The sequence below is a fragment of the Serratia symbiotica genome, from assembly GCF_000821185.2.
GTDB lineage: Bacteria > Pseudomonadota > Gammaproteobacteria > Enterobacterales > Enterobacteriaceae > Serratia > Serratia symbiotica.
Genome location: NZ_CP050857.1, coordinates 15,855 through 27,781, shown reverse-complemented (window position 1 = coordinate 27,781; position 11,927 = coordinate 15,855). Strand labels below are relative to the sequence as shown.

Annotated in this window: 12 protein-coding genes; all 12 read left to right on the top strand. The window is 59.7% G+C overall.

The features are described 5' to 3' along the window. Positions 1-8 precede the first annotated feature (8 nt). The 12 genes from SYMBAF_RS16870 (at position 9) to SYMBAF_RS16815 (ending at position 11,836) form a co-directional block, all read left to right on the top strand. Positions 9-3,470 carry an LPD7 domain-containing protein gene (locus SYMBAF_RS16870; protein ID WP_052447699.1) on the top strand — a complete coding sequence of 1,154 codons (3,462 nt, stop codon included), beginning with the start codon at positions 9-11 and terminating at the stop codon, positions 3,468-3,470. 25 nt (positions 3,471-3,495) lie between these two features. Further along, a complete protein-coding gene (locus SYMBAF_RS16865; protein ID WP_040264739.1) occupies positions 3,496-3,846 on the top strand; it encodes a hypothetical protein in 351 nt (116 codons plus the stop codon). Between the two features lie 10 nt (positions 3,847-3,856). After that, positions 3,857-4,546 (top strand): DotI/IcmL/TraM family protein, encoded by a 690-nt coding sequence (locus tag SYMBAF_RS16860; protein WP_052447700.1) that lies wholly within the window; start codon positions 3,857-3,859, stop codon positions 4,544-4,546. 9 nt (positions 4,547-4,555) lie between these two features. Then, the gene (locus SYMBAF_RS16855) at positions 4,556-5,494 is read left to right on the top strand and encodes a DotH/IcmK family type IV secretion protein (RefSeq protein WP_237163000.1); all 939 of its coding nucleotides are present in this window, start codon (positions 4,556-4,558) and stop codon (positions 5,492-5,494) included. A 6-nt stretch (positions 5,495-5,500) separates the two neighbouring features. Then, positions 5,501-6,826 carry a conjugal transfer protein TraO gene (traO, locus tag SYMBAF_RS16850; protein WP_040264740.1) on the top strand — a complete coding sequence of 442 codons (1,326 nt, stop codon included), beginning with the start codon at positions 5,501-5,503 and terminating at the stop codon, positions 6,824-6,826. Continuing rightward, on the top strand, positions 6,819-7,559 hold the full coding sequence (traP, locus tag SYMBAF_RS16845; RefSeq protein ID WP_052447701.1) for a conjugal transfer protein TraP: 741 nt from the start codon (positions 6,819-6,821) through the stop codon (positions 7,557-7,559). The genes traO and traP overlap by 8 nt, the downstream gene beginning before the upstream one ends. 10 nt (positions 7,560-7,569) lie before the next feature. After that, positions 7,570-8,109 carry a conjugal transfer protein TraQ gene (traQ, locus tag SYMBAF_RS16840; RefSeq protein ID WP_006709145.1) on the top strand — a complete coding sequence of 180 codons (540 nt, stop codon included), beginning with the start codon at positions 7,570-7,572 and terminating at the stop codon, positions 8,107-8,109. A gap of 94 nt (positions 8,110-8,203) precedes the next feature. Next, positions 8,204-8,590: a DUF6750 family protein gene (locus tag SYMBAF_RS16835; RefSeq protein ID WP_040264742.1), complete on the top strand. Its 387-nt coding sequence runs from the start codon at positions 8,204-8,206 to the stop codon at positions 8,588-8,590. A gap of 108 nt (positions 8,591-8,698) precedes the next feature. Beyond that, positions 8,699-9,610 (top strand): TauD/TfdA family dioxygenase, encoded by a 912-nt coding sequence (locus SYMBAF_RS16830; RefSeq protein ID WP_052447702.1) that lies wholly within the window; start codon positions 8,699-8,701, stop codon positions 9,608-9,610. A gap of 7 nt (positions 9,611-9,617) precedes the next feature. Continuing rightward, positions 9,618-10,427: a sulfite exporter TauE/SafE family protein gene (locus SYMBAF_RS16825; RefSeq protein ID WP_040264743.1), complete on the top strand. Its 810-nt coding sequence runs from the start codon at positions 9,618-9,620 to the stop codon at positions 10,425-10,427. 9 nt (positions 10,428-10,436) lie between these two features. Then, entirely contained in the window at positions 10,437-11,003 is a 567-nt protein-coding gene (locus SYMBAF_RS16820; protein ID WP_226020497.1) for a GNAT family N-acetyltransferase, read from the top strand. A gap of 230 nt (positions 11,004-11,233) precedes the next feature. Then, entirely contained in the window at positions 11,234-11,836 is a 603-nt protein-coding gene (locus SYMBAF_RS16815; protein WP_052447704.1) for a hypothetical protein, read from the top strand. The last annotated feature ends 91 nt before the right edge of the window (positions 11,837-11,927 follow it).

The window sequence follows — 11,927 nt, the reverse complement described above, 5'->3', positions numbered from 1 at the left end:
GAGGCAACATGAGTATTGCTCACCATCGGGTCTGGCTGGCTGTCATGCCAGATCAGCGTCATGCGGCGCGCACCGACGCGGGAAAGCTCCCCGACGGGCGCAGCGCCATCGCCTGGAGTCAGGCAGACCAGCTCTGGTACGCCCGCCCGGGCGCGGATCTGAGCCGCCTTCAGGCGTGGATGCCTGACCGCAGTATCCGCAGCAGCGGGGGCGGAGATCCGCAGTCTGAGTTTTTGGACGCGCTGACCCGCGCCGGGCTGGTGCTGGACGGCCTGCCGGTGATGGACGGGCAGCGTCACCGTGTGCCCGTGTTAGAGGGCAAAAGGGGCAACCGCGACGGTGTGTACCGGGGTTTTCTGGACGGCATCAAGCCCGGTGGCTGGTTCATCAACTACCACCGCGCGGATAACGACAAGGACATCACGCGCTGGAAGGCCAGCGGCCACACCGGCGAGGCAGATCCGGTCGCGCGCGTGCACATGCGCGCGGTCATGCGTCAGTCGCAGGACAGTTTTGCGCGCGATCAGGCGGCACGCTACGCCCGGCAAACCGCCAGGGCGAAGGCGCTCTACGACCGGCTTCCCGCTACCGATCCGGCGCACGGGTATCTCACGCGCAAGGGCATTACGGTTGCCACCGATATTCGGCAGACGCGTAACGGTACGCTGGTCGTCCCGTTTTACGACGTGGACGGGACGTTTCGTACACTGCAGTACATCTCGCCTGACGGAGGGAAGTACCTGTACAAGGACGCACCAAAATCCGGACACTTCCGCGTCGAGGGCGGCGAGCTGCGTAACGGTGAGCCCATCCTTTACGCCGAGGGCTACGCGACGGCGCGCAGCCTGCACATGGTTACCGGCCGTCCGGTGGTGATGACCATTGATGCCGGGAACATGCCGGTGGTGGCGGATGTGCTGACAATCCGCTACCCCGACAGCCCGCACCTGTTTATGGCTGATGTAGATCATGCCAAAGAAAAAAACAAGGGCGTGCTTTCTGCCCAGCATGCGGCCGCCGCCACTGGCGGGGCGGTGCTGCTCCCGGATCTGACTGCCGCAGATATCGCCCGGGGGCTCACCGACTTCAACGATCTGCACCAGTCCCGAGGCGCTGAGCGCCTGCGGGCAACCCTGCTGCCAGATATTAACCAGGCCCTTGAACGGCTTAACGATAAGGATCCCCCCATGAGCACACCCGACGATGCGCCCCGCGCGCCTTCCCCCCTTACACCCGCTGCTCCTGTTGCATTGCCTGGGCCTGCCCGCCGTCGACCGGGGGCGGCACAGGTAAAAGCGGCCGAGATCTTCGCCCTGCGTGATCAGGGCATGAAGCCGGCGCAGATTGCCCGGCAACTGGCGATCGGGCAGACGAGTGTTTACCGCCTCCTGCGCGCGCAACAGGTCGCTGAGCCGGAGAAGCTGATCGCAGAGCGGGTACCCCCCGTACCGGACGCGCCATCTGTTGACGCGAAGGCGGTCGCACCGGCAGCGGCAGAACCCATTGCCGCCGCTTCCCCGCCTGATCCGGCCGCGCGTGATACGTCCTCTCAGCCCATGCAGCAGGCAACGGCCGCCAGTGCTGACGAAGAAAACTGGGCGATCCCCGGTGAGGAGAACACCATTCTGACTGGCCCGCGCCGCATTGCCCCGTCAGATGGCCCACAACAGGCCGCTGAGCCGGCGAGGCTGAACGCAGAGCCGGTGTCCCCCGTACCGGACGCGCCATCTGTTGACGCGAAGGCGGTCGCACCCGCAGCGGCAGAACCCACTGCCGCCGCCTCCCCGCCTGATCCGGCCGCGCGTGATACGTCCTCTCAGCCCGTGCAGCAGGCAACGGCCGCCGGTGCTGACGAGGAAAACTGGGCGATCCCCGACGAGGAGAACGCCATTCTGACTGGCCCGCGCCGCATTGCTCCGTCAGATGATGACGTGCCAGAGACGCGCAAACAGACATGCATTGATGCCGATAAGCTCCTGAGCCGCGTCACGTACGAGGAGCAACCGGATGGTAAAAGCGTGCTCTACAAGCTCGATGGCGAACCCGCCTTCCTTGATTTTGGCAACCGGCTGGTGATGGCAGAGGGGGCAAGTGCGCACGAGGAGAAGGTGCTCGCCACTCTGCTTACCGCAGCAAGGCATTATCATGGACGGATTGAACTCACTGGCAGCGACGCGTTCAAGACGTTTGCCCTCAGCGTCATCGTGGCCAACAGACTGGACGTCAGCATGAAAGTGGCGAGCCAGCAGGCCGCGCTGGATGAAGCGCGCCGTGCCGCTGGGCAGCCGACCACACCGTTGGATGCGGTCAGGGGGGAGCCGGCGGTGCCACGCGCCGGCGCGAAAACACCGAACGCGACGCCCCCCCCACCGGCTCCTACGGCCACCCTGGGCAGCGCCGCGCCCGTAATACCGTCAACGCAGGCAGGTGTCCCTCAGGCGACGAGTACCGCTGCAGGGACACCAGAAACCCCCTCGGCGGTTCATACGCCGGCAGAGAAGGCGCGCGAAGCTGTCACCGGGAAGGTCACGGCCTGCGGGCAGGCACCGTTCCGCTTCGAGCCGAAGGCGGCCGAGAGTACCTTTATCACCCTGCGGACGAAAGCGGGCACACAGACTTTTTGGGGCAAGGAGCTCGCGGGGCTGCTGCGTGAGACCCGTCTGCAGCCGGGACGCATGGTGTCACTCCAGTGGTTGGGTAAACAGCCGGTTACCGTCAAGGTGCCGCGTACTGACGACACTGGCGCAGTGACGCATTATGAATCCATTGAGCGCCACCGTAACCAGTGGGTGTTGGCACCGGCGCGGGGTGATCGCGTGCAGACGGGTGACGATACGCTGGTGCCCCTCTCCGCCTATGACGCCGGTCGTTTCACGCAGGTACAGCGGGCGGTCATTGCCCGGCTGCAACTGGATATGCCCCCTCCACCCATACCGTCAGAGGGGCTGTACTGGGTGCGGCCGGATGGGCAGGGCAGCACCGCACCAGGCGATGCATTATCGGCCGAGCGGCCAGCGCAGAACCCGCAGGCGGGCGGGCCGGTGATGTCGGCCTGGGCCTCCGATGGAACCCCTGACCTCTATCTGGTGCAGGGAGAGGGGCATTACCTGCAGGGTGTGGTACGGCAGGCAGGTGTCTATCAACATGTGCTGGTCAGTCTGCCGGACAGCAAGGGGGCTCCACCGATGGTGGTGAACATGCTGACGCCTGAAGGTGCCGTGCCCGTGGGCAGTGGCAATGGCATCAATCGCTCAAACGGTCAGCCCGTGCCGCGCGAGCATGTGGTTATCCGCCTCACCGGTGACGAGCAGCCGCGCATTGCCAAACTCGACACCCCCGCCGCGCTGCCTCCCACGTTGCACGCCCGCCTGGGCTTTGACGAACGCTACAAGGCCGAGGTGGCTTACCCAAAGGAACGACCGGGAGCAGCGCCACAGGCTGCGCCAGTCACGCCACCCCGTCCAGCCTGAACATCGACGCGACCGGAGATTTCACATGAGTAACCGTACAACGGCCACCCTGTTGGTGGCCATCATCTGTTGCACGTCACTGCCGGCCAGCGCCGGCCACTGCCGCGCCGGCAGCGCCGCGCAGGCCGGGAGCGAGGCGGGCTACACTGCCGCGAAGAAGGCCAGCGATGCATGGGCGGCGCGCGAAAGTCAGACCGCCGGGCAGGTGCAGCATTGCCTGGACGGGATCCGCAATATCTCTATCAGCCTGCCGCACCTGCCCAACCTGCAAGACATGATTAACCAGGCGTCAGAGCAGGTCTGCAGTGCCATGACAGACAAAATCAACCACTACCTGCCGGACAACATCGATCCGTGGCAGTCGTACGGGATGTAAGGAGTAGCGTATGCAGAATCCCCACCCTGCCGCGCCGCCTGAGGAGGCGGCGGTGGTTCTGAGCGATCCGGAGGCCTACACGCACGCCGTACAAGCGCAGCACGCACGCTCGCTCGGCGCTGAGTTTGCCCGCCGCTGCCTCAGTAACCTGATGTTAAGCCTGTCCGGCAATGTGATCCAGATGGTCGTTATCGGCGGCCTCGTCTGGGTACTGATGCACATGCCGGTGAACTACTTTGCCACCGAAAACGGGCGCATCAAGCAGGTCTATCCGATGGACAGGCCCGCCTGGAGTGAAGGCGATGTGCGTCAGTTCGGTGCGGATACCCTCAGCGCCGCCTTTACCCTGGACTTCGTGCACTACCGCAACCAGATGACGGCGGTTTCGCCACGTTTCTCGGCGGCGGGGTTTGAGGGGTACGTCCAGGCAGTGACCCGCTCGAACGTGCTGAGTCTGGTGCGTGACAAACGCATGAACCTCACCGTCTCCGTCGAACCCGGCGTTATTACTCGCCGGGGCGTTATCGATGACCGCTATGCCTGGGAATTCCAGTACCCGGTGACGCTGCGTCTGCAGGGGCAGAATTCGGATAGCCCACCCCTGCGCTTCATCTTCACGCTGCGTATTCAGCAGGCCGATGTGCGCCTCAAGCCGCAGGGACTTGAAGTGACGCAGACAATCACCAGCAACGCAGGATAAGGGAAACCGATGATCAACTTACGCTATCAGGCGCTGGGGCTGATGCTGTGGTGCTGCACTTCGGCGGCGACGCCCGCTAAGGCTGACGGGCAGGGTGCGACGGTGACGACACCGGCCACCCGCGAGTCGGTGGGGCCACAGCCGGGGGACGCGTTGCCGCCGCCTTCGGCGTCCTATGACCAGGCGGAGGCCACGGTGGCCCCGTTGACTGCGGATGAGATACGACGGCTTCGGCAGCAACAGTCAGATCAGGATCGGGCGATCGCCTCGCCGATGGTGGCGGTGGTGCCGCGCATCAGCGCCCTGACCGTGAGTCTGGCTCCGGGTGCCAGCCTGCCGCTGGTGCGCAATGCCGTCAACTGGCCCGCCACGATCAGCTTTATCGACAGCACCGGTGCGCCCTGGAAAATCCTCGGCGAGCCGGTGAGCGGCGCATCGGCCCTGATCGTGAAGTGGTTGCCGGGGACGTCTGTCATGACACTGATTGCGAAGCGTAACTTCATCAACACCAGCGTGACGGTGGCGTTGGAAGGACTGGCTGTGCCTGTCACGATCAGCGTGATGAGCGGTGAGCCGGACACGGCGAAAAAGACCTGGGTCGTCGATGCCCGTCTTGATTTACGTATTCCGCAGCGTGGTCCGGGCGCGGCCGCTGACGCGCCCCCCCCGGCGCGCATCGGTCTGCATGACAGCATCCTGCAGGCGTTTCTGGACGGCGTTCCGCCGCAGGGCGCAAGGCGTCTGAAGAGCACGGGCAGGGTGCCGGACACCGAAGTGTGGCAACTGGGCGATACCCTGTACCTCCGTTCACGCGCGGAGATACGCGACGAGTTTGATGCCACGCTGTCGTCGGCAGACGGTACGCACCTGTGGACGCTGCCTGTGACGCCCCGTGTGGCGTTCTCCGTTGATGGGCACACCGAGGCCCTGAGTATTGTTCTGGAGTGAATTCGCATGAGTGACCAAGAAAATACCGAACGCGGCAGCCGACATGTCGGGGTGATGTTCGGCCTGGTTGTGGCCGGGGCCATTGTGCTGGTTGGCGGCGGTTACGCGTTGTGGAGCTGGTATGCCGCCCCCCCTCCTGCCGAGTCACGGCTCGATCTGAACCGCATCGGCGGAAGTGCGCAGTCCAGCGCACAGGAGTCTCCTGCCTACCGTGAGCTGTTGCGGGAACACAATGCGCGCGGCGCGCAGGCGGCTCAGCGCCAGAACGTCAGCTTTATTGCCAGCATTCCGCTACAGCAGGACGTTATTGTGCCGCCCCCCCCGATCACCCCGCCGACCAGTGCCACTGTACCGGTCACCCTGCGGGGAGACAGCCAGGGAGCGCCACGGACGCAGGCGCAGGATAAGGCACTGACTGACACGCGTCAAAAGGCGCTGGCCGGGCTGCTTGCCCGGCTGCAGGCACCGGTAACCGAGAGTGATCTGCCTGCCGCAGAAGGGCTGGGGGGCAAGGAAGGCGGCTGGTCTGCCTGGCGTGACTCGTTGCCGGGTAGCGCAGTGCAGCGGGCGGCACAACGCGACAAGCGGGGCGGGGCACCTGTCACGCTCCCCATGGAAGTGGTTCCGCCTTACTGGCGTGGGCCCGGAGAAATCTACACGGGCGTAGATTCTGACAACGGTATCACGCCGGTGCTGGGCCGCTTTACGACGGGGCCGTACGCCGGTGCCATTCTGGCCGCGCCCGAGGGGGCGAAGCTGGCCGGTGAGGGCGTGGTCGTCCACTTTACCGCGATGGCGTGGCAAGGGCAGACCTATACGATCGACGCCTACGCACTGCAGGACGACAGTCTTGTGGCGAATATTGCCACCGACGTCAACCACCATTATGTCCGGCGCATTCTGCCGTCCATTCTGAAGGGGATCGGCGGCATCGGCGACCTCTATGCCCAGGCCAACACCCAGGTACTGAGCACCGGCTTCAGTTCGGTGACCACCCGGCCGTCCTCGCCAGATGGCTCGGCTGTCGCCGGGGTGATTGCCGGCGGTACGGCGAGCCAGGCGGCTCAGGTACTGGCGAGCGACGCTGCACGGTTGCCAGATCGCACCGTCACGGTCACGCCGGGGGAGGTGGTAGCCATCCAGTTCATGCGTGGGGTTTACAGTACGGATGTGCAGCCGCTGACGGGCATGTCCGGTGCCAGCCCGCTACCGATAACGGTTGCGCGGGGGCAGGAAAAGTACACCAATCCTTCCCCTTCAGCGGCCGAGCTTCACGCCGATACGCAGGCGCGGATCCGCGCCGCGCAACACAGAGGAGAATCCCGTGAATGAATTTGAGTCACCCACCGCCGATCATCGCCCGACTCCCGTGCCCCCGCATTCGCCGCTACCCCGGTCGGGTCTGCTGACGCGTCCACGGTTGTTGGGGTTGTCACTGCCCTGGCTGGTCGGCATCGTCCTGGTACTGGCAGGCTCTGCCTGGTACCTGTTCTGGCCGGTATCTGTGCCCGACATCAACCGGCTGGCGTTTGGTGAGGTGGCGCAGGGCGCGCCAGGTCTTCAGCCTGTGTCACGCACGCCTCCATCGCCCCCCTCGGTTGCCGATAACGCCCTTCCGGCAACAGGAGCGGATGAGTCCACTGACCGCCGCGTACCGGAGGAGGTGGTCAGGATGATCCACGCAGGGCACGACTTCGCTACCGCCAACCGAGAGGCCATCAGCCGCCTGTCAGACACCGTCCGGGCACAGAATGCGGCGTTGGCCACGCTGCAAAAGCAGATGGCGGACTGGGCGTCAGGGCATAACGCGTTACTCAACCGGCTGACGGTGCTGGAAGCCCGAACCGTGGCCGTCCCCACGGGTGAAAAGCGTCCCCGGCACCCGGCGCAGGCTTCACCGCTGGCCGGCATGCGACTGGAGAGCGTACAGGGCGGGATGGCCTGGGTTAACTGGCAGGGGAGAACCTGGGCGGTACAGGCCGGCGACCCGCTGGGGCCGGTAAGAGTGAAGGATGTTAACGCGGCTGAGCGTCAGGTGCTGACCAGCGGCGGTGTGCTGCGCTAAGGAGGTTAAGATGGGATCGATGACAGACGGCATTACGATGCTGTCGAATCTGGCCACCCACCTGCATGGGGCGGCCATTCACTTTGCCTTTACGCTGGCCACGCTGGTCGCGGTACTCGGTGCCGCAGGCTTCCTGGCGCGTCAGTCCTGGCTTGGTCGCAAGGCACCGGGACAGGCGGCCAGTGGCGGCAGCATGGTTGCCTGGATACTGCTCTGCGCCGGACTGGCCGGGCTTGAGCAACTGATCAGCGCGGCGGGGCGTCAGATGGGGTGGCAGGTCTCTTTTGATGCCATCAGTTATGTGTCAGTGAGCACCTTTGGCCAAGGGGCGGTGGCGGCTAACGCCCTGCTGACCCTGCTGAACATGGCAGGGGTTTACTTCTGTCTGCAGGGTGTCCTGCTGTGGCGGCGCTCACGCAAGGAGGGGCACACCGGGTTGTCGGCTGGTAATGATGTCACCACCGGTAACGTGAAGTTCATTATCGGTGTGATGATGTGCTGCAGTCCCTCTTTGCTGGACGCGTTGCAAAAAACACTTGGGACGCGCTAACGGCGCGACCCACATACCCGTGCCCGCTCTGCGTCGGGCAATACATCCGGCCACGTCTGGCCCTGTCAGGTTTATAACCCATAAGGAAAATACCATGTTAAACCGCCTTTACTGCGCGGCCCTCGCGCGTGCACTGATACTGGCCGATTTTCTGCGTCACCTGGTTGTGCGGGGGCTCTGTGCCTCTGTGGCCTTCATCGCCCCTCTGGCCAGGGCAGACGGAGATGTGGCCGACATGCTGAATCGCCTGGCGGAAGGCGCTAAAACCGGCACAGGCAGTACCCTGACGATTGCCCAGTTCATCGGGGTCGTCGGTATCGTGGGTAGCCTCGTCGCGCTCAAATCGATGAAGGTGAATCCTCAAATCCGCCCCTGGCACGTGGGGCTGGGATTCGTGGTCAGCCTGCTACTGATGGCCATCCCGGAACTGATTAAACGTGGACAGGTGCAGATGGGCCTGACACCGGTGAGCACCTTCTGAATCCGTTAATGTCCTGATCCAGGCACAACTCGATATGGCGGTTCAGAATGGCGCTCCGGTTTAAACCTCCATGTTTAATAAACCATCATATTTCAATGGGATTTGAAAGTGGTAAATCAAAGCATTATTGCAAAGGCGCGGCAGGGTGAAGCACAAATAGCAATGCCGCACGATTTTAAGCAGTCTTTACTACAGAATGGTTATATAGTCTGGAAGCTGCATGATTTTGAAGGATATCAGCTTACAGATACTCCAGTGATGCCAGACTTTGCCAACTATGTAGAGAAGCATAATGGGGATCTGCATGGCGCTCTACTGCGCGCTCATTTTGATGTAGGGCTATGGCCAGTGGTGTATGAGGGCGAGAATAATGGCCATCTAATCCGGCATGTTTGCCCATTGCTAACGAAAGCCGATACTATTAGCTCTCAGGGTGGGGCACATGATTTCTATCCTCACGTAGATAATCCTGATTTGCGCATTACAGGCGAAGCTATCAAGCCTCGTTTAGGGTGTTGTCCTGACACATTGACTTTGCTTTGTTTGCGTGATGAGCCAGGTGTAAACACAAGCATTTTGTTAATTGATGAAGTGCTGAAACGTCTTGATGTTGAAACAATTACCGATTTAAAACGCCCTGAATTTCAGGTTAGACGGCCAGAAAGTTTCGAAAACACCATTGTAATTAAAAGCTTACCGGTGCTTGTCAAGCATAAGGGGTTATATTATTCTCGCTTTGACTGGCATAATGTCAGTGGCATGACAAAAGCGGCAGAGCACGCGCTAGAAAAGTTGCGTCATACAACACTCAATAATGAGTTATGGCACAATGTGCCGCTTGTGCCTGGTACTGCTGTGACGTTTCTCAATCAGCGAACGTTACACACACGCAATGCTTTTACCCCCCGCTATGACGGTACAGATCGCTGGTTACTGCGTGTTTTCGGCATATTTAATAAACCCCTCCGCACGCAGCTGCTTACTCCTGAAAGTTGCGAACATAATTTAAGAACGGTATAGGCAAGCCATGTTTAATTTTATTGATCACTCAATTTTCGTTGGGGGAAGCTTGATCGCTCAGTTTTTCCTCATTGGTGTATTTCTACTGGTGGTAGCGTCATTTATAGCGGGTTATATCGATGCTGTAGCAGGTGGTGCAGGGTTAATCCTCATCCCTGCATTTATCCTGACTGGTTTGCCTCCTCAGTTGGCTTTGGGCCAGGAAAAACTTGTGAGTACCATTGGCACTATTGCGGCCATAAAAAACTTTGTCAAAAACCGCTCTGTGATCTGGAAGGTGGTTCCTGCAGGAATACTATCCGCATTAGTAGGGGCATTTGTTGGCGCTCGCGTAATTCTGCTTTTACCTTCAGAGGCACTGTCACTTGTGATTGTTGCCCTTCTGCCCATTGGTCTTGTGGCCGCTACAGTAAAAAGTCGTCTGAAGGAAAATTATCAGACACCTACAACCAACCCGATTGCAATCTTTACGGTATGCTTTGTTGTGGGCTTTTATGATGGCTTTTTTGGGCCAGGCACCGGGAGTTTATTCATTGTTGTGCTTGCAGTTGTTAACCGGTTTTGTCTGCTTGAAGCTTCTGCCACGAGTAAGATATTTAATTTTTCCTCAAACATGGGTGCTTTCGTTGCGTTTGCTATTGCAGGTCAGATGGCCTGGATAATAGGTATTCCCATGATAGTGGCCAGCCTCCTAGGAAATCACATTGGCAGCTTGCACGCGATTAAGACCAATGGCGAAATCATTAAGAAAGTGCTCTATCTATCAGTAGGATCAATGATGGTCACGTTACTGGTGAAATACATTTCAGGTCATTAAGGGGTGAAAATGTTAGACATCAAGATCAGATGTGCAACGGATGAAGATATTCCACAGGTAAAAGCATTATTAGAGCGTTACCATGCGAAAAACCTGACTGATGAGTCGAAAATCAACGGGTTTGTTACCACCGATATGACAATTGCTGAGCTACAGGCGCTCAGTCACACAGAGCAAGGTGTAACGATTGCTGTTGATGCCTCAAACGGCGTGATTGCCGGTATGCTTATTGGCGCATCATGGGATTTTTTAAAGCCATGGAAAATGTTTGATTATATGCAGGGGATTTTAGGGGATTACCTTTTTGATGGGGAGCGGCTCAATAAGCAAACATCCTATCAGTATGGTCCGATCTGTATTGCCGAGGAATACCGGAGCAAAGGAGTTGGTGAAAAATTGCTGGAGTATCAACGACGATTGTTTGGAAAGCGTTTTCCCTTGGTGGTGACATTTGTCAACAAGGTCAATCCGAGATCGTATGCTTTCCATATGCGTGCGGGATTTGCTGATGTTGGTGAATTTCAGTTCAACGGCAACAACTATCATATGCTGGTGATCCCCACGCTGCACGATTAAATACTGACCTGCACCCGAAAAGTTGGGCATTTGACTGATTAAGGTGCAACAACACCCCCCATTTTCTCTTGACGGAGATCCGGCTGCCCGCCTGCAGCAGATACTGACCGTGCTGAACCAGAGTGCACAGACCGGCGTCACCGTCGATTAATCAGCTCTACGGATCAGAAATCGCGTTTTTCCACGACTTAATCCCGCATGTAAAAGTCTTTGATTATAGGGGCAAAATTGTGATTAACCAATTCTCCCTGCCGTGTGAGAAAAACATCAGTCTGTACCTGTGGTACGTCATAAAGTGGACCAGTGCCCATGAATTTGCAGACATCACAGCCCGAAACAATGTGCTGAGGCAGGTTACTGCAATGCGTCTGAGCGCACATCCTTCAGGCTATCCGGATCCTGCAGATATATCGATGCTGATCCATTGCATCCGTGACGAGAAGTTCCGCATCGTTCGCGAGCGGGGCAGAGGTGATTCAGCGGCGGCGGAGATTCAGTGTCTGATTGATGCACTGAAACGGCTGGAGGCGGCCGCGCTTCAGGCACGTCCCGTCAGCGTGTCACGGTCACACAGGTACGGTGAGTGGGCGGGTTTGGCCAGCATAATACTGATGCTGATGTCGCCCGTATTTTTCGGGCTGCTTCTGTACCTGCCACCCACCCGGTTCTGCGTCCTGGCGCTGATTGTTTATGGCCTGCTGGCAGGGGCAGCGGAAACGCTGAGCCAGGACAAATTTTCACCTCTGTTTGCGGCGATCACACTGGCGGTGCTGTTCGTGACGGCAGTCGGGCTGGCCTTGGCGTTTTTTTACACCGCAGCAAACGGCCTCTGAAAAGTTTCAACCCGGGAGTGCATCTGCCATAACGACGGGATGACCCCTGACAGTCAAACGTTGACCCAACCCGTCTTTTTATCTCATCAGG